At 56.4% G+C, this 23,024-nt stretch carries 17 protein-coding genes; 5 read left to right on the top strand and 12 right to left on the bottom strand.

Going from position 1 to position 23,024, the window contains the following annotated elements:
- Window positions 1-107: 107 nt before the first annotated feature.
- From AC5JQH_RS21195 to AC5JQH_RS21185, 3 genes are read right to left on the bottom strand one after another with little or no spacing between them, the layout of a single operon-like run.
- Window positions 108-1,574, bottom strand: coding sequence for a PhnE/PtxC family ABC transporter permease (locus tag AC5JQH_RS21195; RefSeq protein ID WP_493805955.1), 1,467 nt, complete (start codon window positions 1,572-1,574; stop codon window positions 108-110).
- A gap of 13 nt (window positions 1,575-1,587) precedes the next feature.
- Window positions 1,588-2,238 (bottom strand): ATP-binding cassette domain-containing protein, encoded by a 651-nt coding sequence (locus AC5JQH_RS21190; RefSeq protein WP_008171583.1) that lies wholly within the window; start codon window positions 2,236-2,238, stop codon window positions 1,588-1,590.
- The gene (locus AC5JQH_RS21185) at window positions 2,238-3,104 is read right to left on the bottom strand and encodes a putative selenate ABC transporter substrate-binding protein (protein ID WP_273093406.1); all 867 of its coding nucleotides are present in this window, start codon (window positions 3,102-3,104) and stop codon (window positions 2,238-2,240) included. Before AC5JQH_RS21185 ends, AC5JQH_RS21190 begins: the two co-directional genes overlap by 1 nt.
- A 183-nt stretch (window positions 3,105-3,287) precedes the next feature.
- Here AC5JQH_RS21185 and senB point away from each other — a divergent pair, with 183 nt between their 5' ends.
- Window positions 3,288-4,262: a selenoneine biosynthesis selenosugar synthase SenB gene (gene senB / locus AC5JQH_RS21180; protein ID WP_264622560.1), complete on the top strand. Its 975-nt coding sequence runs from the start codon at window positions 3,288-3,290 to the stop codon at window positions 4,260-4,262.
- Here the strand turns inward: senB and selD are convergent.
- The 4 genes from selD to AC5JQH_RS21160 all read right to left on the bottom strand — a co-directional run bounded on the left by selD (window position 4,259) and on the right by AC5JQH_RS21160 (window position 9,335).
- Entirely contained in the window at window positions 4,259-6,535 is a 2,277-nt protein-coding gene (gene selD, locus AC5JQH_RS21175; protein ID WP_273083832.1) for a selenide, water dikinase SelD, read from the bottom strand. The genes senB and selD overlap by 4 nt on opposite strands.
- Window positions 6,535-7,203: a helix-hairpin-helix domain-containing protein gene (locus AC5JQH_RS21170; protein ID WP_088557278.1), complete on the bottom strand. Its 669-nt coding sequence runs from the start codon at window positions 7,201-7,203 to the stop codon at window positions 6,535-6,537. The genes selD and AC5JQH_RS21170 overlap by 1 nt, the downstream gene beginning before the upstream one ends.
- 40 nt (window positions 7,204-7,243) lie before the next feature.
- Window positions 7,244-7,642 carry a hypothetical protein gene (locus AC5JQH_RS21165; protein WP_008171578.1) on the bottom strand — a complete coding sequence of 133 codons (399 nt, stop codon included), beginning with the start codon at window positions 7,640-7,642 and terminating at the stop codon, window positions 7,244-7,246.
- Window positions 7,643-7,814: 172 nt separating this feature from the next.
- Window positions 7,815-9,335: a carbon-nitrogen hydrolase family protein gene (locus AC5JQH_RS21160; RefSeq protein WP_008171577.1), complete on the bottom strand. Its 1,521-nt coding sequence runs from the start codon at window positions 9,333-9,335 to the stop codon at window positions 7,815-7,817.
- Window positions 9,336-9,483: 148 nt separating this feature from the next.
- Between AC5JQH_RS21160 and AC5JQH_RS21155 the strand changes: the two genes are divergently transcribed.
- On the top strand, window positions 9,484-11,370 hold the full coding sequence (locus AC5JQH_RS21155) for a methyl-accepting chemotaxis protein (protein WP_493805954.1): 1,887 nt from the start codon (window positions 9,484-9,486) through the stop codon (window positions 11,368-11,370).
- A gap of 14 nt (window positions 11,371-11,384) precedes the next feature.
- On the opposite strand, the gene AC5JQH_RS21150 is transcribed toward AC5JQH_RS21155, so the two are convergent.
- Window positions 11,385-12,338: a hypothetical protein gene (locus tag AC5JQH_RS21150; protein WP_008171572.1), complete on the bottom strand. Its 954-nt coding sequence runs from the start codon at window positions 12,336-12,338 to the stop codon at window positions 11,385-11,387.
- Window positions 12,339-12,524: 186 nt separating this feature from the next.
- Between AC5JQH_RS21150 and AC5JQH_RS21145 the strand changes: the two genes are divergently transcribed.
- On the top strand, window positions 12,525-13,079 hold the full coding sequence (locus tag AC5JQH_RS21145) for a YiiD C-terminal domain-containing protein (RefSeq protein ID WP_041645218.1): 555 nt from the start codon (window positions 12,525-12,527) through the stop codon (window positions 13,077-13,079).
- 5 nt (window positions 13,080-13,084) lie between these two features.
- Here AC5JQH_RS21145 and recQ read toward each other — a convergent pair whose 3' ends face one another.
- Window positions 13,085-14,953, bottom strand: coding sequence for a DNA helicase RecQ (recQ, locus tag AC5JQH_RS21140; RefSeq protein ID WP_273093414.1), 1,869 nt, complete (start codon window positions 14,951-14,953; stop codon window positions 13,085-13,087).
- Between the two features lie 217 nt (window positions 14,954-15,170).
- Here recQ and AC5JQH_RS21135 point away from each other — a divergent pair, with 217 nt between their 5' ends.
- Both AC5JQH_RS21135 and AC5JQH_RS21130 read left to right on the top strand, forming a co-directional pair.
- Entirely contained in the window at window positions 15,171-16,367 is a 1,197-nt protein-coding gene (locus tag AC5JQH_RS21135; protein ID WP_008169692.1) for a lysophospholipid acyltransferase family protein, read from the top strand.
- A gap of 33 nt (window positions 16,368-16,400) precedes the next feature.
- Window positions 16,401-17,060 carry an alpha/beta hydrolase gene (locus tag AC5JQH_RS21130; protein WP_288365673.1) on the top strand — a complete coding sequence of 220 codons (660 nt, stop codon included), beginning with the start codon at window positions 16,401-16,403 and terminating at the stop codon, window positions 17,058-17,060.
- Window positions 17,061-17,079: 19 nt separating this feature from the next.
- Here AC5JQH_RS21130 and glgP read toward each other — a convergent pair whose 3' ends face one another.
- Genes glgP through glgB form a run of 3 tightly spaced genes read right to left on the bottom strand, consistent with a single transcriptional unit; the run spans window position 17,080 to window position 23,011 of the window.
- Complete coding sequence (gene glgP / locus AC5JQH_RS21125) at window positions 17,080-19,632, bottom strand: alpha-glucan family phosphorylase (protein WP_421863536.1); 2,553 nt, start codon at window positions 19,630-19,632, stop codon at window positions 17,080-17,082.
- Window positions 19,633-19,664: 32 nt separating this feature from the next.
- Entirely contained in the window at window positions 19,665-21,128 is a 1,464-nt protein-coding gene (gene glgA, locus AC5JQH_RS21120) for a glycogen synthase GlgA (protein WP_493805953.1), read from the bottom strand.
- Window positions 21,125-23,011, bottom strand: coding sequence for a 1,4-alpha-glucan branching protein GlgB (glgB, locus tag AC5JQH_RS21115; RefSeq protein WP_483240984.1), 1,887 nt, complete (start codon window positions 23,009-23,011; stop codon window positions 21,125-21,127). Before glgB ends, glgA begins: the two co-directional genes overlap by 4 nt.
- Window positions 23,012-23,024 lie beyond the last annotated feature (13 nt).

Below are 23,024 nucleotides of genomic sequence, written 5' to 3'. Positions count from 1 at the left end.
GATCAGAGTGTAACGGAATGTATCCGCACAATACCGCCAACCGGTCGCCAATTACCGGTTTAGCGTTGGCCGAAATGACGGAACTGTGATGGGGATCGCAGTGCGGGCTAGCAGGTGGGCATGGTCTGCAAGGCCAGCTTGCGGCGAATATAGCGGCCCAGGATGTCTACGCCGATGTTAAGCATGGCCGTTACCAGGATCAGAACCATTGCCTGGTCGAACCGGATACTCTGTATCGCGCTATCAACGTAAAAGCCAAGGGTATAGATGCCCAGAATCCCCAGAATAGCGGTTTCTCGCATGATGATTTCCCAGCGGTAAAACAGAAACGCCAGAAACGATCGGTAGATCCTGGGCACGAGTTCCCAACCATAGCGATTAAGCCCCTTGGGGGCATCGGATCTCAGGCGGATGGTGTTGGTTTGCCGGCCAATCAGGTGGCCGATGATGCCGCCATTGTGAAGGGCCAATGCAACCACCGCAGGAAGCATGGAAGGTCCCCAGAGTTGCAGGAGTATGTAGGCCAGGATGTACTCAGGGGTTGATCGAGCAATTACCAGAAAAATATGGCCGGAGGTTCGACGTATCGGGCCGCCAAAGTGATTTGAGATCAAGGGGAATGCTAGCAGCGTGAGGATACCCGTGGCCACCAGCGCAATCTGAGTGAGAACCACAGTATTCCAGATGCCCGGCAGTGCCTGCTCGATCATCAGTTCATTCAGCCACGGTAAAAGGCCGGCCAGGCCCTCTCCATCCCTGAGTGGGCTGGGGACAATATCCTCGGTGAAAAACCGTTCAACATTACCCCAGACGATGGGCAAGCCATCGCCAAGGAAAAACGGAGCCCCCACGATATACACGGGTAACAACTTGGGTCTTACCCATAGTGGAATTGTGGCAATGAGCACGTAAAAGAGGATCAACATTGCGCCGGCGTCGGAGTACATCCCCTGGGAAAAAGAGGTTTCCAGATAAAACCCCAGAGTTGGCAGGCCCACAAATCCGAGTATGGCACTCGAACGCAGCCCGCACTCCAGGCGATAGGCGGTGTAGGTTCTCAACTGGACCCAGCAATCAGGAATCCTGGTATACAGAAACGCCGCGATAGTTCCTGTTCCCGGTGGCAAGAGCCTGCCCGGTTCCGGGTCAGCTTCCTCGAGAATCTCGGAGTAAACCTTGGCGAAGATGCCGGAATAAGGTATCGCGATCGCCAACACGCCCGTCAGGGGGTGGAAACCGAAAAACTGCAAAAAAATAAGAGCCCAAAAGAGCTCATGAATCGCCCTGATGAAAGCACAAAACACCCGCACCGGGAGGAATCGGTACACCAGAGCCAGAAAAAATCCGCAAACCCCGCCAACGGTCACCCCAACAAAGGCGAAGGCCACTGTTCGCAATAAGGCGGTAAGAAGACCTTCGCTGCTGAAAAAGTTCGGAGTGAGTACACCCAGGAAAAAGTTGCCCAGATCCCGCCAGGGATTGTTTGCGGTGATCGCAATATCGGCAAACAACAGCCCCACAAGCGCAATAGCAAGAAAGATCAGGCTGGTGCGAACAGTTGGGTAGGAGAGCATCGCTCGACAGATCCTAATACAACGACATGATGTCTGCGGCCGCCAATTGGTCAGTAGGCTCATCAAGGGCGACCTGCCCATTCTGTATGCCAACAATGCGGTTACAGTACTTCATCGCCATTTCCACATCGTGAAGAGCGATAACACTGGTTTTGAAGCGATCTCGCAGCAATTGCATAACGTGATGCGCCATGGGGCCGTCCAGTGCGGAGATGGGTTCATCTGCCAATAAGACCGGGGCGTTGCGATAAAGGGCTCTGGCAATGGCCACCCTTTGACGCTGCCCGCCCGAGAGCGAAGCTGTGGGAATCCAGAGTTTTTCAGACATTCTCAATGCGTCCAGAAGCTCCAGGACCTGTTTTCTGTCCTGTTTGAATGGCCGCACAAGGGTAATGGTGTTGTACCAGGTGGCATGCTTGTCGAGCTGGCCCATGAAAACGTTGTGAAATACAGGAAGGGCGTTTACCAGGCCAAGCTCCTGAGGCACAAGAGATGACTGGCCATCCACTCGCTGGTGAATAAGTCGGATAAGAGTGGATTTACCTGCACCACTCTTACCGACCAGGGCAACCTGATCTCCTTCCTTTACCTTGAGGGTGAGGGGCCCGATTACCCGCTCACCCCCAAAAGAGGCCGTCAGGCCTGAGAGATCAAAGCCTGCCATCAATCAATGATTCCGATTTCTTTCGCTACTTTGCGAATCGGCTCATAATCGTCGTTTGAAGCGGGAATAAAATCAGAACGCGGGAAGCTCTCAAGCAGCTCGGGATCATCAAGCGATAACAGGGCTTCGCGAACGCGATCGGTAAAGCCTTCGCCGTAGTTTTCATCCACGTCGCCACGGATGCTCCATTGGTAATTCGGGAACCCGGGTGTTTTCCAGATGACCTTCACGGCGTCGGTATCAATGTTTCCGTTTTCCAGTTCTTTTTCCCAGACCGCGAAGTTCATCGCGCCCACTTCGTAGGTGCCGGACTCGACCAGACGGAGGGTGCGAGTGTGGTTGCCGCTGTAGCCGACGCGAGAAAAGACATCTTCAGGTGCTTCGCCAAACGTTTCGCGGATGTGGTACTCCGGAATCAATCGTCCCGACGTTGAGCCCTTTGATCCGAAGGTAAAGGTCTTACCGCGTACGTCTTCTGGCAGGCTATCCTGACGATCCAGGCCGGTGCTCTCATGAGCAATAAAATAGACGTAGAAGGCCTGGTCTTCAGTGCCCTGTGCGATTGCCTGCGAACCGGGTACAAGTGATCTCGCCTGAACACCCGACAGGCCGCCAAACCACGCCAGCTGCACCTGGTTATTCCGGAAGGCGGAAACGGCAGCCGCATAGGATTTCACGGGGATGTACTTCACATCGGCATCCAGTTCCTCGGAAAGGTAGTCCGCAATGCCGCGAAAACGCTCGACGAGCTTGGTTTCATCTTCGTCCGGTATTGCCGTAAAAATGAATGTCTGCGCGGTCACGGCGGCTGAAAAAAGAGAACAGAGACCAATAATCAGCAATTTCCGTATAAGATTGTGGGTCATGGTTTTTCCTTTTTGGAATGGATATTTACAGTGCAGAGATGAAGCGAACGACTCCTGCTTCAGAAGGATACCTTGATTTGGGTTAACTCTGAACAGCTATACGGTTTGCGGGTTTAATTGGCTCAGGGCCGAACACTTCATTTTTCAGTAAGCTGGGTTCAATCAAAGACAATGCATCTGATAATGATCACGCCGGCGCAGCCGGGTTCGAAAGCAGGAAACCGGGCAACGGCGGAACGGTGGGAGACCTTGCTGGAAAGTGCCGGGCACTCGGTCGACGTGGTTACTGAATACCACGGTGAACCCTGCGATGCGTTTATAGCCCTGCATGCCTGGCGTAGTGTCGATGCCATACGACATTTCGGCGAAACCTGGCCTGAAAAGCCGCTCATCGTGGCTCTCACCGGCACGGATATCTATCAGCACCAGCACGAATACCCGGAAGATACCCGGTATTCTATGGGCGCTGCCGATGCGCTTATTGGTCTGCACGACTTGGTAGCGCACGACATACCCGCCGGCCTTGCCAGCAAATTGGTCACGCTATACCAATCGGCTGAGGGGCCGGAGGCCTTTCCGGCGCCGCAAGCGGATCTCACGAAAGAGAGTTTTGGCGCTTGTGTGATTGGTCATCTTCGGGACGAAAAGGATTCTCTGAGGGCGGCTTATGCCGCACGATTGCTTCCGAAGGACTCGAAGGTACAGGTTTTTTGTGCCGGCAGGGCCCACAACGACGCATGGCACAACAAAGCAGAGCGGGAAATGGCTGAAAATCCACGCTTCCACTGGCTCGGCGAGCTGGATAAAACCCGCACCCGGCAGTTGATGGCGAACAGCCAGTTAATGGTGATCAGCTCGGTAATGGAGGGTGGCGCAAACGTGGTCTCCGAAGCCTGCCGGGCTGGCTTGCCGGTGTTGGCATCCGACATTCCGGGCAATGTTGGTTTGCTGGGGCGTGACTATGCCGGATATTTTCCCGTTGGCGACGAACAGGCGCTGGCCGGTCTGCTGCAACACGCAGAGACCGAACCTGGGTTTCTCGAAAGCCTCAAAGCCCAGGTTGGTAATCTGGCCGAGCGTTTCCTGCCCGAAAAAGAACAGGCATCCCTGGAGCAGGCGCTACACCTTGCAATGCAGCGCTGCTCACAGGGACGTTAATCCCGCAGGGAAATAGGCTCGATGGGCCCCGATTCATCCTGGGCGGTAATTCGGCCGATGATGGCTGTGTGCGGATAGCCCAGGGCTTTCAGTTCCCGTACACACTCCTCTGCCTTGTCCGCCGCAACGCTTGCCAGCAGACCACCCGCCGTTTGAGGGTCAAAAATCAGGGGATATCGGGCATGATTTACCCATTTTTCCTGATCCCGGATACCCCGGCGCAAGCGGATGTTTGCTGGTTGCAGGGAACTGAGGATCCCTGCTGCCGCTGTTTCCTCCGCGCCCGGAAGGATCGGGATGGCAGAAAGGTCCAGTTCGGCATCCACACCCGAGGGCTTGGTCATTTCAACGAGATGCCCGAGGAGACCGAAGCCGGTAACGTCTGTACAGGCTTTTGATCCAAATTTCCTGAGGCAGTCTGCTGCCGCCTTATTGGACTGGACCATGGAGGCGAGGGCGGAATCGATCCACCGACCTTTGGCCGCCAGCTTTGCGTGAGCGGCAAACAGGGTGCCTGTACCGATGGGCTTGGTGAGAATCAGGGCATCGCCCGCTTTCAGGCCACCTTTGCTCATGACTTCTTCCGGGTCGATCAGGCCGTTGACTGCAAAGCCCAGGGCCAGTTCCTTGCCCTCGCCGGTGTGCCCGCCAACCAGCGCGCATCCTGCCTCGTTCAGCACTTCAACAGCACCAGACATCATCTGATAGACGACATCCTCAACCTTGGACTCGATGCCGTAAGGCACCGTGGCAACGGCCGTGGCACTCTGGGCTTCGGCGCCCATGGCAAAGACGTCACCGAGGCTATGATTGGCCGCCACCTTGCCAAAGATGTAGGGGTCGTCAATGAACGCACGGAAGAAATCCACGGTGTGAACCACGGCTTTGCCGGGCGGCACCGTCAAAACGGCGGCGTCGTCCGGGGCGTGAAGGCCGATCAGGATATCGTCCCGCTCGATGGGTTTCAGCTCTCCCAGGGCACGCGAAAGAACGGTGCTGCCCACCTTGGCGCCACAACCACCACAACGCATGGCAACCGCCGAAATGGCCTGGGAGGCTTCCTCGGCATTCTGTGCGGCAGCCGTATCCGGCAGTTTGGATTCTTCCTCCATTGGAGGCAGATCGTTGAACTTCTTCATGAAGCGGCGATCGATCCAGTCTTTCCAGCGCCAGACCCAGGCGCCGTCGAACTGCAAATCTCCCCGGGAAGCCACAGCGTACTTGTCCCCGGTGCTGATTAGCGCTAACCACTTTTTCTGAGGATGAAAATCCTTCGGATCCTTGCCGGTTGCAAGCCGCTTGAGGTTGTCGGCGAGGGGAGGTCCCTGTCTTACCGCAAATACCCCCGCTTTTTCTCGGGGGTGATTCAAGACGTTGGCAATATCGCCAGCAGCAAAAATGCTGTCGTCATTCTCCACTTGCAGGGTATCGCGTACTCTCAGGAACAGACCATCGTCCAGCGCCAGGCCTGTGTCCTTGAGCCATTCCGGGCCACCAGCCCGGGTTACCCAGAGCACTTCGTCCGTTTGCAGGGTTTCGCCGGATTCGGTAATCAATAACCCTTCCTGAACCTTGCTGACTGGCGATCCCAGATGGACCTTCACACCACGATTCGACAAGGTTTTTCGGAAAACCTCACGCACCTTGGGGTTGTGGGTCGGTAGAATTTGGTCGGCGGCGTCGAAGAGGTGGAAATGCAGCTGACCGGGATCTTTACCACGCTGTTTCAGTTCATTCTTCAGTCGAAACTGCATGGCGAGGGTCAGCTCAACGCCACCGGCACCAGCGCCAACCACGGCAACCGCCAGCGGCCCGTCGTGATTCTCGATACGGGAAAGCAGTGCAAGCCAGCGGTTGTTGAAGCCGGTGATCGGCTTCACCGGAACGGCGTGGTCGGAAGCGCCTTCCACTTCATTGACCCGCGGAGACGAGCCAATATTGATTGACAGTATGTCGTAGGGCACATCCGGGCGACCGCGGCAGATAACCCGCTTCTGATCCCGGTCGATGCCCATGGCTTCGGCCCGGTAAAAGCGCGCGCCAGCGTATTCCGCCAGGCGGCTCAGATCGATGTGGACATCGTCGTAGCTATAGTGGCCTGCCACGTAGCCCGGCAGCATGCCGGAATAGGGGGTGTGGGTGTCGCGGCAGATCAGGGTCAGGCGCACGCCGGGAACAGGGTTCATCGCGAACCGCTTGAGTACCCCGACGTGGCTGTGCCCGCCGCCAATCAGGACAATGTCCCGTAAAACAGGCTGGTCAGGCGTTCGCATCAGCCGATTTTCTTGGCTTCAGCGCTGAATTGGCTGTATCCCTTGACGTTTGAGAAGGCCTTCAGCTTTTCCTGGTCTTCGGCAGACGGATTGGCGATCTGGTCGATGGAGGTAATGCCAGCGTCCTTCATCTTCTTGGCGGTGGCCGGACCGATACCTTTAACCAGCGTCAGGTCACTCTTGTCGACCGGCTTTGCAGCCTTGGCCGCTGGTGCTTTCTTGGCTGCAGGCTTCTTAGCAGCCGGCTTTTTCGCCGCAGGCTTGCTGGTTGAGCCTTTGGCTTTGGAAGCTGTTTTGGCGGTTTTCTTCGGCGCTGATTTCTTGGCTGCCGTGCTGGCCTCTTTACTCACTTCATCTGTGAGCTTCTTGACCTCTTCACCCGCTTCCTTGGAAGCCACGCCAAGCCGCTCAAGAATGCTGCTCTGCAGTTCATGGAACTCTTCCAGGCGACGCTCAAACTCTTCGTGGAAACGCTTCATCTCGCGGTCGCGAAGCTCGTCGATTTCCTTGAGCAGCTTGCGAACAGGCTCCTGAACCTGGTTCTGCAGGCTGTCGAACTGCTTCAGCGCATCGTTCACCAGGCCTTCGATCTGGGAAGAAGTCTTTTCGAACTCCTTGTTGACCTTTTTCACGATTTTATCAACGTTCTGTTTGGCTTTCTTCGCCATGGAATGTCTCCTTACGGGCAGGTTTCAACGAAAATCAATATCAGGCCATCTGCCGGAAACCGGACATGGAGCCTGGGGAACGACGTGATTTGAGCGACTGTTTCTTGGATAGCACTTCCCGGATTCTGCGGAGCTTTTCCGCCAGCGACGAGCTGCCGTTGGAGTCGAGCTCTACAAAATCGATTGAATAGAAGAAATTACTGCAGTGTTTTCTGCGTTCGGTCACCAGCCCGGCGAGTCCTTCTGCGCGGATCTTGTCGAACGGCATGTCCATCACGAGATCCAGCACCACGGTATCACCGGGGTTGAACACTTTGTCGGTTTTCATAACACAACCGTAGCCGTCCAGCTCATAAAGGGCGGCTTCGACAAGTTCCTTCCGAAAAAGGCCCTGTCTGACTCGGAATCGCGCGACAAGGTCCGGCAATGCTTCGTTCATGAATCGGGTTCTCTGGTGATTTCCGTATCCACAGCAACCTGTCTCATTGGGAGATAGGCTGGATATTGGTTAAACAATAGACACTGAATTCTAGTTTTGCAACGCCATCAGTGCCATACGATCGACCGCTAACGCAGTTATTTAACAATTTCACCTGGCTGATCGGGCCAGTTTACTTGGTCTTCAATTCATACATATCAACGCGACGATCTTTCAGGTTAGTGACAGACCCCTCGTTACGCACCAGTTTCAGCTTTTCCAGGTCCATATCGGAGAACATGATCATCTCCGTATTCGGCGTGGTTTCCGCCATAACTGCATCGTGCGGGAAGGCAAAATCCGAAGGTGAGAATACGGCAGACTGAGCGTACTGGACGTCCAGGTTCTCGACTTTCGGCAGGTTGCCAACGCTACCAGTGACGACCACATAGCATTCGTTTTCGATTGCGCGGGCCTGGGCGCACTGGCGAACCCTGAGGTAGCCGTTTTTGGTGTCGGTCCAGAACGGCACCATTATGATATCAACCTCCTGGCTGGCAGCAATACGGCCCAGTTCAGGGAATTCGATGTCATAGCAGATCATGATGGCGACCCGGCCGGCATCGGTCTCGAAGACCTCAAACTGGTTGCCGCCCTCGATCACCCAGTCGCGGCGTTCGTGGGGCGTGATGTGAATCTTGCGTTGCTCATCAACACGACCGTCCCGGTGGCAGAGATAGGACACGTTATACACCCGATCGTTTTCGATCAGCGGCATGGAACCGGTGATAATGTTGATGTTGTAGCTCACCGCCATTTCAGACATCTCTTCCCGGAACTGCTGGGTAAATCCGGCGAGGAAACGGATGGCCCGGGTCTGGTCCATCTGATCGGTCAGTCCCATCAGCGGCGCGTTGAAAAACTCGGGGAAGATGGCGAAGTCACTTTTGTAATCAGACAAGGCGTCCACAAAATACTCAACCTGCTCGAGCACCTCTTCAACCGAGGTGAATTCACGCATCTGCCACTGCACGGCGCCCAGCCTTATCTGAGTTTTCTTGACGCTCAGAACCGGGGAAGGTGGGGTATAGAGAATGTTCCGCCATTCCAGCAACGTCGCGTAGCCCTGGGATTTCTCATCCTCGGGCAGGTATTTGTGCATCAACCGCGTAACCTGGAAATCGTTCGAGAGCTGGAAACTCAGAATCGGATCGTAGATTTCCTTCCGATCGACCCGTTGAATGTACTCTTCGGGTGAATACTGTTCGGCGTATTTGAAGTAGCTCGGTATCCGCCCGCCCGCCAGGATGGCACGCAGGTTCATGGAGCGGCAGAGTTCTTTTCGCGCTTCGTAGAGTCGACGACCCAGGCGGTAGCCCCGATAGTCTGGGTGGATAAAGACATCCAGCCCATAGAGGGAGTCGCCATTGGCGTTGTGCCAGATCTTTTCGTTACGGAGGATCAGATCGTCGTAGGTATGCGGGTTGCTGAAACGCTCGTACTTAACGCAAACCGTCAGCGCAACCGCAATAAGCTGGCCACTTTCCTCAATGCAGATCTGGCCGTCGGGGAACTGCTCCACCAATGCCTTGATGGTGTCCTTCGGCCAGGAGCCTCCGATGTCGTCGTATACCCGATCCATAAGCTTCTGAAGCTGATCGTAGTCATCAAGCCTCAGGTTTCGGAGGTTGAGGTGCAGTTCTTCATGGGCCATTCAGTTCGGCTCCCGTTCGTTATGGAATGAGGACAATCTCAGCGTCTGCGTCAATAATTAGAAAGTTTAACAGAAGCCGCTAAAGACTTCGCACCATGGGCCGAAACACACATTAACGAATATCAATTTTATTGCTGAGGACTCGACCGTGCAGCTGACATTCGGGCAAAAGCTCCTGACCGCTTTCGGTATTCTGTTGCTGTTAGTTATGGGGGCTTTTACGCTCTCTGGCGATTTACGGCTACAAAACACCACAGAAACCTATGTAAACGCGCTTATCGACGACACCGTGCAGCAGAGCACGTCGAGCATCGCAGAGTGGCTCAATACCCGGCTGGTGATGACTGAAGCCACGGCCAAAGCCCTGGAGAATGCCGAGAACGACGAAGAGGCGCGGGTTATTCTTCAGGCTATTACCACCGGCGGCGGGTTCCGGGATGTCTATGTGGGGCGTACCGACGGCTACATGCTGATGAAATCGCCGGAGGCGAATGCCACGCTGCCAGCGGATTACGATCCCCGCCAGCGCCCCTGGTACAAGAAGGCCATGAGTCTCGGAAGCGCCTCGTTCACCGAGCCGTATCAGGATGCCAGCACCAACGACATGATCATCTCCACACTTGCGCCCGTGAAGCGTGGTGAATACGAGGGCGTGGCAGGTGCTGATATCGGCCTGGGCGCGATAGCAAAAACCCTGAGCACAGTCACGCTCGCGGACACCGGTTACGCCGCTTTGATCAATGAGCGTGGCACCATACTGTTCCACCCACGGCAAAGCCTTGTCGGCAAGAACATCAGTGAGCTCATTGGCGGCAAGCCGGATCTTGGCGGGGACGCTCACGAATACAGTAATGATGATGGCAACTGGGAGGCCAGTTTTCATCCGATCAGTGAAGCGCGCGGCGTGCAATGGTATCTGGGGACCTTTGTAAACGCGGACAAAATTAACGCACCGGTCCAGAGCGCCAGAATGACTGGATTGATCATGGCCGTGATCGGCCTGATCGTTTCTCTGGTGATTCTGCATCTGGGCATCAAGGTTCTGATGGCGCCGGTTCGCCGCCTGAACAAGGCCATGGCGGACATTGGCAGTGGTGATGCCGACCTGACCCAGCGCCTGGACGATTGTGCAAAAGATGAATTCGGTGAGTTGGCCCGCAGCTTTAACCAGTTTGTCGAGAATATCCAGACGGTTGTTCGGGATGTCCAGAAGGGTAGCGCCGAACTCGGGGAAAATGTCAGCTCGCTGAGAGATACCGCCAGTACCAGTCGTTCGAGCGTGGAGAGCCAGCAGGCCGAGATCGACATGGTGGCGACGGCGATCAACGAGATGTCGGCCGCTGCGGGCGAGATCGCCCAGAACGCACAGCAAACCGCAGATGCCGCCAACACCGCGGATGCGGATAGCCGGGCTTCGCTGGAGACCGTCGCTGCCTCCCGGGACGCCGTACAGAAGCTCTCGAAGGAGATTAATGCGGCCGCAGAGGTCATCCACACCCTTGGCAAGGACGTTACGTCAATCACAACGGTGCTTGAAGTGATTCAGGGTATTGCAGAGCAAACCAACCTGCTGGCATTGAATGCCGCCATTGAAGCGGCTCGGGCGGGTGAAGCAGGGCGAGGCTTCGCAGTTGTGGCAGACGAGGTACGTAACCTTGCCCAGCGCACCCAGTCCAGCACCGAGGAAATCAACGACATGATTGAGCGTCTGCAGAAAGGCGCCAATGATGCGGTCGATGTCATGAATGCCTCAACTGCAGTATCCAATGTCAGCATGGAAAAAGCGCAGGACGCTATGGATGCCCTCAACCGGATTGCCGAGGCAATCACGTCCATCAGCCAGATGACGTCGCAGATTGCCACAGCATCCGAGGAACAGACGTCGGTTACCGAGGAGTTGAATTCGTCGATTACCCGGATTGCAGATCAGGGCCAGGAAGCGGCCGCCGCGGCCTCCGAAAACGATGTTTACAGCGGGCAAATTGAGCGCATCGGCACCGCACTGAACCAGAACGTGTCGAGGTTCCGGGTGTAAGCGAAGAGCGACTGTTAGCGGCTTAGGACTTCCAGCCGACGGCGCAGGTTCTCGAAGGTTTTGCGCCCAACGTAACGGGATTCTTCGCTCAGGTACGGGTTTTCGAGAGTAATGACCGTACGCTCGTCGAGATCAAGCTCTTTCACAGCGCGGGCGTAGTAGTGCCTGAGGAAATCATTGAAGCTGCCATCGTGGATGGCGCGCTCAATTCCCAGCTGAAGGCGATGGGCGGTTTCCTGGTCTTCGGGACCGACAAAGAGATAGGACGGCATCGGGTAGGCGATCAACAGATCAGGCTCAATTAGGAGATTGGGATCCTGCTCCAATTCCAGGTCGTAAAGCACTTCGCTTACGCCCCTGGCAAAACACTCGAAGCGTTCATTACGCAACATTCCGAACAGTATTTCGTATCGGGAGTGAGTGACCACCGGAATACCGTTGGCTTCAAGCACCGGTGTGTCTGGCCAGTGGGCGCCCTGGCCAATCCGAATCTGACTGTCTCTCAAGTCATCCAGAGTCTTGATTCCCGCAAACCGTGGCAGGGATTCCGGCATGACCACGCAAACCCGAAAACCGAGCAACCCGCCATCGACCGGAAACGGTATGGCGGTCAGGGACTTCTCCCGTTCTGCGGAGGTAGCGACATTGGCGATGTCAACTAATCGTGATTGGCCGTCTGTCAGTTCCCTCAGTACGCGGCCCTGGCTCAGCTCTTCACTTCTGATGATCTGAAATTCCCCGTACTCTGGCGTCTTCTTCAGAGCAAGCTCCACCAGGGCCCGGATGGCAGGGCTGTCGTAATTCCGGTACCAGAGTACGTAACCGCGCACGGCTGCCTGCGACGCAGTGGTCGATGACGTTGTGGCTGAGAGTGGTCCTGCCGCAAGGCAGAAAGCCAATGGCATCAGGCAAAGAACCAGTTTTCGGAACCGGTGGAAGACCAGGGAAGCGGGCAGAGAATATTCCAAATCAGAGATCCTTTCTTACTACTGGAAAAACCGGCTAACAAGCGGTCATGATTCAGGCACGCATCCTCACTTTAGAACAGAAACTCAAAAATAAATCGGACAACATCCAAAAAAATTGTAAAACCTTCTTGCGAGCACTGAAGTCCGTTGTAATCATCAGTTCCCAATCAATTTCGGAGCTTGGCAATGGCAATTATCGATAATCTCATCGGAGCGACCGGTCAATGGGTGGCAAGTACCGACCCCAAGGCTACACTGGCTAGCCCTCTGGCCTGGCTGAAGAAAACGGGCGGGTATGCAGCGGTGAACAAGATCATCGGACTGTCGATTCCTTTTGCACCACGGAACAACTTCAGCGTTGAGGAGGTCAGGCCAGGATATGTAAGAGCGAAAATCCGCTTGAAAGGCAACAAAAACCACTTCGGCAGCCTTTATGCGGGCGCGTACTTTCTGGTAGCCGAAATTCCCGGTGGCGTGCTGACCCTATTTGATCTGGGGCCTTCGTACACGCCGATTCTCAAGGAAATGACGTTGCAGTTTCTCCAGCCAGCCAACAGCGATGTCACTGTAGAATTCACCCTGGATCCCGAAACCGTGGCAGCCATTCTTGCTGACGCTGACGAGACCGGGCGGGCGAAATTCTCCCTGGAAGGAAAACTGGTGGACGAAGAGGGCAACCATGTAGCGACCTCCATCGCCCATTACCGCGTCCGGAAGAAAGGGTTTAAAGCAGAGGCCTGAACAATTCAGGCCTGTTCGAGGCCAGCGATGGTTTGCAGGAAAATCTCGCCGTATTTCTCTAGCTTGGCGGCGCCCACGCCGCTGACTTCCGCCAGCTCATCCAGGGTGCGCGGTTTGCGTTCCAGCATTCCAAACAGGGTAGTGTCATGGAAAATGACGTAGGGCGGCACGCCCTGTTTGTCAGCCAGCTCCTTGCGGCAGGCTCGAAGCGCCTCCCAGCCGGCCTTGTCGGTAATCTGTTCTGAGACCGGCGAACCCGACCGGCCGCCGTTTGCCCGGCCGGTTGTCTTCTTGATTTCCGGGTCCTTGCGCAGCTCAATGGTATGACGCCCTTTCAGCAGTGGTCGACACTGCTCGGTCAACTGGAGCGCACCATAGCCCTCCGGATCTGCACGGAGGTAACCATTGGCCACCAGTTGCCGGTAGACCGATTTCCACTCGTTGGCACTCAGTTCGGTTCCAATGCCGTAGGTTGACACCTGATGGTGCCCGGATTGGAGAATCCGCTCGTTTTCCGAGCCTCGCAGAACATCAATCAGATAGGTAACGCCGAAACGCTGACCCGTTCGGAAAACGCAGGAAAGGGCTTTCTGGACGGCGACAGTTCCATCCCAGGTGTCCGGTGGATTCAGGCAGGTGTCGCAATTACCGCAGGGTTGCTCAAGCTCGTCCCCGAAATAACGCAGCAGCACCTGACGCCGGCAACTGGTGACCTCACAAAGACCCAGCATCGCATCCAGCTTCTGCCGTTCCACGCGCTTGAAATGATCGTTACCCTGTGAGCTTTCCAGCATCTGGCGCAGTTTGATGACATCCTGCAGGCCATAAACCATCCAGGCCGTAGACGGCTTGCCGTCACGCCCGGCCCGACCGGTTTCCTGATAGTAGGCTTCAAGGCTCTTCGGCAGATCCAGATGGGCGACAAAGCGCACGTCCGGCTTATCGATACCCATGCCGAAGGCGATGGTGGCAACAATAATCACCCCGTCTTCACGCAGGAACCGCTCTTGGTGATGGGCACGCTGTTCCGAGGACAGGCCTGCATGATAGGGCAGAGCGGTATAGCCTTTCTGGGCCAGGGTTTTCGCGGTGGCGTCGACTTTGTTCCGGGACAGGCAGTAGACGATGCCGCAATCGCCCTCATGTTCGGCTTTAATAAAATCCAGTAACTGTTTGTTCGCGTTTATTTTTGGCGCTATACGGTACTGAATGTTGGGGCGATCGAAGCCACTGACGAAGTGTCTTGCCTCTGTCAGTGACAGTCGTTCCGCAATTTCCTTTCGGGTTCGCTCATCCGCGGTTGCGGTCAACGCGATGCGGGGTACGCCTGGAAACTGTTCTGCCAGCATGCTGAGCTGAAGGTAATCGGATCGGAAATCGTGACCCCATTGGGACACACAATGGGCCTCGTCGATAGCGAACAGCGAGATGGAGGCGTCATGCAGCAATTCGATGGTGCGCGGCTGTATCAGTCTTTCAGGGGCGCAGTACAGAAGGTCAAGCTCACCGGTCATGAGCGCGTATTCAGTCGCCCGGGCCTGCTCGAAATCCATGGTTGAATTCAGGAACGCAGCCCGGACCCCTAGCTCTTTCAATGCCGCAACCTGGTCCTGCATCAGGGCAATCAGAGGTGAAATTACGATCGCAGTGCCCGAGCGAACCAGCGCCGGCACCTGGTAGCAAAGAGATTTACCGCCGCCCGTCGGCATGAGCACAAGTGCATCGCGGCCTTCCGATACTTCCCGGATGATGTCACCCTGAAGCGGACGGAAGGATTCATAACCAAAGACTTCGTGCAGCACCTGTTCCGGATCACGGCCCGAGGTGGTTGGGCGCTCGGTGGAAAGCTGTTCGAAATCCTGATCAAGATACATAGAATAACCGGTTGCTCGGCTTGGAGCCGCTGTATTGATTCGGGTGGAGTGCCGGGTTCGGCGCAGTGGCGAATGATACCAGATTAACCCTGAGGATTGGCCAGCAAACCAGCGTGCCGGGTGGAGGCAAACTAATCTAAGAAACGCTACAATACCGCGTTTTTTAACCACCGTTTCACGCCATACTGTGACAGACACTGATAACAACAGGGCTTCCATGCAGGAATTTGATGCCATCCGTCCCTATTCGGACGAAGAAACCGGCGCTGCTATCAACCGCCTGGTCAACGATCAGGAATTTCTGGATATGGTCGGTCGCTTCAAGTCACCGACTCTCGCCCGCTGGGCGCCGGCCATGTTGCGTGTGTTTACCCGTCGCTGGTTAAACAGCCATTTTGGTCACTACACACGAGTCGATGATCTCCAGGCCGGGCTTTCCAGCTACGTGGGTGAGCTGGTTGAGAGCACAACCACGCGAGTAACGACCAGCGGGCTGGAGAACCTCGACAAGCGCGGCGCCTATCTGTTTATTTCAAACCATCGGGACATTGTTTTCGACCCCATGGTGGTGAACTACCAGCTGTTCCAGAATGGTTTCCATACCACCCGAATTGCCATTGGCGACAACCTGCTTGCCAACCGGGTGTTCGCTGAAATGATGCGACTGAACAAGAGCTTTGTAGTGCGACGCAGCATGACAAGCCCCCGCGAGATGCGTGATGCCTACATCACACTCTCCGGCTTTATCAACCACAGCATCGATACCAATCACAGCATATGGATTGCCCAACGCGAGGGCCGGGCGAAGGACGGGCTGGACTTTACCGATCCCGCCATCATCAAGATGTTCTATATGAGCCGTAAGAAAAGCGGGCTCGGTTTTGACGAAGCCATGAATCGGCTGCATGTGGTGCCAGTTTCCATTGCCTACGAGTACGATCCGTGCGATGCCGACAAAGCCCAGGAGCTGGAAACCCGGGCCCGGACCGGCCAGTACATCAAGCGAGAGGGTGAAGATACCGAACAGATCATGAAGGGACTGACCGGTTTCAAAGGGCACGTGCATGTGCACTTTGGTGCGCCCATCCATGATTCACCGGATAACCCGAAAGATCTGGCCGCCCGTATAGATCGGGAGATGCATGCAAACTATCACCTGCATGCCTCCAACCTGGTGGCTTATCAGCAGCGTGGTCTTCATCCCCAGGCCCACGATACGCCGGATACCGTCAGCGATTCAGTGGTTACTGCCGAAACCTGGTCACCGGCGGAAATGGAAGCTGCTGAAGCCGAGATGGAGCGGAGACTGGAAGCCTGCGATCCGGCCATCCGGCCTTATCTGCTGGATATGTATGCCAACCCAGTGGTTACCGCGCTCGAAGCCAATGCCGAGAAATCCGGCCATTCCGAATAAACCGGCACATAATTTTCAGACATGAGGTAAACCGTGCAGGATCTTCAGTACATTGAGATTGAAACCGGGGAAAACCCGACCGCAGCCGTCATCTGGCTTCATGGCCTTGGTGCGAGCGGCCACGACTTCGAGCCCGTAGTGCCGGAACTGGGCCTGCCGGAAGATACAGCGGTACGCTTCATCTTTCCCCATGCGCCCAATCTGCCTGTCACCATCAACGGTGGCATGTCCATGCCCGCCTGGTACGACATCAAGGCCATGGATATCGACCGTGTGGTGGATACGGAACAGTTGCGGGCGTCTGCCGATGCGGTCGCCAAACTGGTCGAGCAGCAAAAACACAAAGGCATCCCGCCGGAGCGTATTATCATCGCCGGATTCTCCCAGGGAGGCGCCGTTGCCTATGAACTGGGGCTCAGCTACCCGGAACGTTTTGGCGGTGTTCTGGCGCTTTCAACTTACTTCGCCACCGCGGACACGGTTGAGCGCTCTGAGGCCAATGCTGATGTGCCGATCAGCGTGTATCATGGAACCTTCGATCCGATGGTGCCGGAATCACTGGGTGTGCGCAGTGTCGAAACCCTGAAGGAGATGTGCTACGACCCTTCGTATCAGACGTTCCCCATGGAACACAGTGTGTGCCTTGAGGAAATACAGGACATTGGCCGATTCATTCGCCGGCACCTGCTTTGAGGCACCGCCATGCCCTGGGTCAGACCCAGAGCATGGCGCCCATCTCCAACGGATGCGTCAGTGATTCGTGATAGGGGTACATCCTGAGCCTGAGAGTCTGCAAGCCGGGATAGGGGGGTTGCACGCGTGTAGAGAACACGGTTCGCCCCTCCGCTTCGCTTTCCTTATCGAGCAAGAAACTGTCGGGCCCCGGGCTGTTATGGGTGCCGGTGCATTCTGGGCTGACCAGGCACTCCACCCGCACATCCTCCGCTGACAGGCCATTGAGCCTTGCCTCGACTCTGAGTTCTACGCCGCCATCATGGGGGCAGGCAGCTTCGACGCAGCCAACCACGTTTAATTGCACTCCCGGCCAGGCATGCCTGACCCGTGCCTTCCAGTCTGCAAGTTCTTTGGCAACCTCGCCGTTGTCGGCCATCAGCAAAGCACCCTGGGTTGACGCCGGCTGGTAATAGTTATTGACGTAATCCATCACCATACGCCGGGCGTTAAACCTTGGTGTGATCGACTTCATCGAAGCCTTGGATCGCTGGACCCAGCCTTTCGAAAAGCCCTGGGAGGCGCGCTCGTAGTAGAGGGGAACCACTTCGAATTCGAGCAGATCGATCAGGTCCCGGGCCTCTTCCTCATTCCGGAATTCAGGGTCCAGTTCGGTATCCCTGGGAGGGATGCCCCAGCCATTTTTGCCGTTATAGCCTTCGCCCCACCAGCCGTCGAGCACGCTGAGATTAAGAGCGCCATTGAGGGCTGCTTTCTCTCCGGAGGTGCCACTGGCCTCTTTCGGGTATTCCGGTGTGTTCAGCCACACATCGACGCCACTGAGCAGCCTGCGGGCCATGGCCTGGTCATAGTCCTCCAGGAGAATCAGGTGCCCCATCAACGAAGGGTGCATGGAAAGGTCGTGGATTACCTTGATCAGTTGCTGACCGGGTTTGTCCTTGGGATGGGCCTTGCCGGCAAATACCAGCACCACCGGGCGGTCCGGATCGGTCAGGATGCTTTCGAGGCGTTCCAGGTCCGAGAAGATCAGCGTCGCGCGTTTGTAGGTGGCGAACCGCCTTGCAAACCCGATAACCAGCGTGTCTTTTTCCGAGGAAACAAGCTGCCGGGTCATCCTGTCAGTGACGGAATGGCCGGTGCCGTTGCGTTTATGCTGGCGCTTGAGCCGCTGGACAATGTATTCGCCCATTTGCTGTTTCAGGGCCTTGTGAACGCTCCAGTAGTGATAGTCCGGGATCTGGTCGATAAACTTCCAGAATTCCGGGTTCCGGAGTTCACTTTTCCACGTGGGCGCCTGTATATCGAACAGGCTGGACCATTCCGGCGCCAGAAACGTCGGTACGTGCACACCGTTGGTAATGTACCCGATAGGGTTTTCTGCCGACGGCACCTGGGGCCAGATATCGCCCTCCATCAACGAGGCGACACCACCGTGAATCCGGCTCACCCCGTTGTGGAAACGAGAGCCGCGCAGGCCCAGACTGGTCATGTTGAAACTGTCCCCACCGTCCTTCGAGCCCAGGGCAAACACCTGATCAAAATCCAGGGCAGATTCCTCGATATATCGCCCCAGGGCATGATGAACGAGGGAGCGGGGGAAGATGTCGTGGCCAGCCGGTACCGGCGTATGCGTTGTGAACAGCGTTGCGCCGGCAACGGCTTCAAGCGCGGCCTCGAAACTCAACCCGGAAACCATGGTGTGCCTGCAGCGTTCCAGAATCTGGAATGCGGCATGGCCCTCGTTGATATGCCAGACGGTCGGCTTTAGGTTCAGCGCCTCCACAACCCGGGTTCCACCAATGCCAAGCAGCATTTCCTGGCTGATCCGCGTGGACTCGTCGCCGCCGTAAAGCTGGAGCGTCAGATCCCGGTCTTCCGGGCCGTTTTCTTCGGTATTGCTGTCCAGCAGGTATAAGCGGATATGGCCTACGCGGGCTTCCCACACACGCGCCACAACATCACGCCCGGGGAAGGGGACGGAGACCTTGAGCCACTTGCCGTCTATCTCCACCGGTGAAATAGGTAATTCATCGCTGGAATGGGACTGGTAGCGCGCAATCTGCTGACCGTGGGCGTCGATACTCTGGATAAAGTAACCCTGCCGATACAACAGACCCACAGCGACAAAGGGCAGGGCCAGGTCACTGGCGGCCTTGCAATGGTCGCCGGCAAGGATGCCCAGGCCGCCGGAATAGATCGGAAAACTTTCGTGGAAGCCGAATTCGGCACAGAAGTAAGCCACAAGAGCCTGTTCCGGATCGAGCTTCTCCGTCACTTCCGGGCCGGGGCCAGCCTCGAGATAGGCATCGTAGCTGCTCAGGACCCGACGATACTCGGCCAGAAACGCCCGGTCTTCAGACGCTTCATCGAGTCGATCCTGGGCAACCCGCCGCAGGAAAAGCTTCGGGTTGTGCTCGACTTTCTGCCATAGCGGTAGGTCAATACGGACAAAAAGGCTTCGAACGCCGTGGTCCCAGCTGTAGAACAGGTCATTGGCAAGCTCTTCCAGTCGTTCCAGGGGTTCGGGAAGCAGGGGATGAGCTTCAAGTCGGAATTCCGTTGCTTTATGCATGTTGGTTGCCTCCAGGCGGGCAAGCGCTCGCACTAATCCAGCTGTTGTTGGTCACGTTCTTTGAGAATACGTTGATACAGATCGCCATAGGTGCGAGCCCGCTGCTTCCAGGAATAGTCGATCGCCATGCCGTTGTCCTGCAATCGCCGCCATTGCTTACGTTTTTCAAAAACCTGTAGCGCGCGGTTTACGGCAGCCAGTAACGAATCGGCATTGGCGCCGGTAAAAACGAATCCGGTGGCCTTGTCGATGCCAACCTCCTGAGGGTCCTGGACCGTGTCTGCCAGCCCGCCAACACCGTGCACCACCGGAATCGTGCCGTACCTGAGGCTGTACATCTGGTTGAGCCCACAGGGCTCGAATCTCGATGGCATCAGGAACAGGTCACATCCGGCCGTGATGCGATGGGAGAGCCCCTCGTTGTAGCCCAACGTGAGAGACATTTGCCCCGGCCATTGCCGGGCAAGGCGTTTCAGGGGCTCCTCGAAACTGGCTTCACCGGAGCCAAGAACGACAAACTGGCAACCCTGTTCCAGCAAGTGCGGCATCACCGAAACCAGCCAGTCCACGCCTTTCTGTTCAACCAGTCGCCCGATGAAGCCCAGTAGTGGACCGCCGTTTACCTCCAGCCCGAGCTCTTGCTGCAGGCCGGCCTGGCACTGTGTCTTGTTTTTCAAGTGATCCCGGCCATAGTGGAAGGACAGTTCAGGGTCCTCCTCTGGATTCCAGACCCGGTTATCGATGCCGTTGAGAATGCCGGTGAGCGCGTCCTGGCGGTGTCGGAGCAAACCATCAAGTCCATTACCGAATTCCGGGGTCTGGATCTCGAGCGCATAGGTCGGGCTGACGGTGGTGATTCGGTCACTGAAAACCAGGCCGCCCTTGATGAACGAAAGCTGCCCGTAGAATTCAAGCTGCTCGAGGTTCCAGAGCGAATCAGGCAGACCCAGGGCACGGAAAGTCTCGTGGGAGAAGAGTCCCTGGTAGGCGAGGTTATGGATGGTAAACACAGTGCCGGGCCTGTCGTGGTAGGCCTCGAGAAATACCGGTATCAGTCCGGTTTGCCAGTCGTTGCAGTGCACCAGATCCGGTCTCCAGGACAGGCCTGCCTCTCCCATGGCGATCATGGCGCCGACCTTTCCGAACAGCTCAAAGCGATGGGCATTGTCCCACCAGTCTTTGCCTTCCTCGTTCTTGTAGGGGTTGCCGGGGCGATCAAACAATGGCGGACAGTCCACTAGCCATAGCGTGACAGCGGTGCCGGGAAGTCGGGTCTGCCAGAGGCTCACATTGTATTGCCCCAGCTGAAACCGCGCCTTTCTTCGAGAGCCTGCCTTTCTTGCCGCTTTCAAAGCATCGGGATAGCCCGGTAGAAGTATCTGTACGTCGTATTCCAGGCGGCAGAGCGCTTCCGGCAAACTTGCTGAAACGTCGGCAAGACCGCCGGTTTTCATCAAGGGATAAACCTCACTGGTTGCAAACAGCACCCGGATCATAAAGCCGGCCTCAGAATGATCGCGCCCAGTGGTGGCAGGGTTAGTTCCACGGACCACTCACGGTTCATCCAGGGCTGGGCATCCGCAGGCATGGGGTAGGGATTTCCCAGATTACTGCCACCGTAATACTCTGAATCGGAGTTAAAGATTTCCCGCCAGTTGCCACCTTCAGGCAGGCCAATCCGATAGTGGTGTCTGGGCATGGGTGTGAAATTAACCACAATCACCGAGGTTTCGCCCTTGGCGGTGCGCAGGAAACTGATCACTGACTGGGGAGAGTCATGGCAGTCGATCCACTCGAAACCATCCGGCTTGAAGCAGGCGCCGTGTAACGAGACCTCCCGGCGGTAGATACCGTTCAGGTCCTGAACCAGCTTTTTAATACCCTGATGCTCCGGGTAGGCCAGTAGAGACCAGTCCAGTTCCCGGGATTCACTCCACTCCCGCCGCTGCCCGAATTCACCGCCCATGAAAAGAAGTTTGGCGCCCGGGTAACTGAACATATAGGTAAAAAGCACCCTCAAAGTAGCCCTCTGTTGCCATTCGTCGCCGGTCATTTTGTTGATCAGGCTACCTTTGCCATGAACCACTTCGTCGTGGGAAAGCGGCAGCAGGAAATTCTCCGAGAACGCATAGAGCAGCCCAAAGGTCAGCTTGTCGTGATGATACTGACGATACACCGGGTCCTGCGCCAGATAGTCCAGGGTGTCGTGCATCCAGCCCATGTTCCATTTCAGGTTGAACCCGAGTCCGCCAATTTCCGGTGGCCGGGTTACACGTGGCCAGGAGGTCGATTCTTCCGCACAGATCAGCGTTCCGGGGAAGCGGCTCTGACAGACCTGGTTCAATTCCCGCAGGAACTCAATGGCTTCGAGGTTTTCATGGCCGCCATGAACGTTGGGCTCCCACTCGCCTTCCTTGCGGGAGTAGTTGAGGTACAGCATGGACGCCACCGCATCCACCCTAAGCCCGTCGATGTGAAAGGCGTCCAGCCAGAACAAGGCACTGCCGATCAGGAAGTTCCGCACCTCATGCCGGCCATAGTTGTAGATGAGTGTGCCCCAGTCCTGATGACGCCCTTTGCGGGGATCCTCATGTTCGTAAAGCGCGCTGCCATCAAAGCGGGCAAGGGCATGTTCATCAGTCGGGAAATGTCCCGGTACCCAGTCCAGAATCACGCCGATGTTGTGCCGGTGGCATTGGTCCACCAGATAACGAAGATCGTCCGGCGTACCGAATCGACTGGTGGGCGCGTAATAGCCTGTGGTCTGGTATCCCCAGGATTCATCCAGTGGGTGTTCGGTGACCGGCAACAGTTCAATGTGGGTGAAGCCCAGTTCGAGCACATAGGGAATGAGTTGGTCCGCCAGTTCCCGATAGGTCAGCCACCGACCCGAACCATGGTGGCGCCAGGAGGCGGCATGAACCTCGTAGATGGAGATGGGCGAATCCTGCCAGTTCCAGCGACCCCGCCGGGCCAGCCAGTCGCCATCGCCCCAGCCAAAGTGGCCGCGCTCGGTGACCACAGCAGCGGTGGAGGGCCTGAGCTCGAAAGCCTGTCCGTAGGGATCGGTTTTCAGGATCTGCCGGCCTTTGTCCGTTGTGATGGCAAATTTATAGAGAGCGCCATTACCGATGCCCGGGATAAAGCAGGACCAAACCCCCGTGCCTTCATGCAACGACATGGGATGGATGCCCGCGTTCCATTCGTTAAAGTCACCGGCAACACTGACGGCGCTGGCGTGGGGGGCCCAGACTGCAAACCGGACACCTTCCACACCTCGGTTCCTGCAGACATGGGCACCGAGCACGTTGTAAATGTGCCAGTGGCGACCCTCGGCAAAAAGGTGGAGGTCGAATTCGCTGAGCGTTGGACTGTCCATAGACCGTGCTGTT

Source organism: Marinobacter sp. H13 (assembly GCF_059072335.1).
This window is presented reverse-complemented; position numbering and strand designations above follow the sequence as displayed.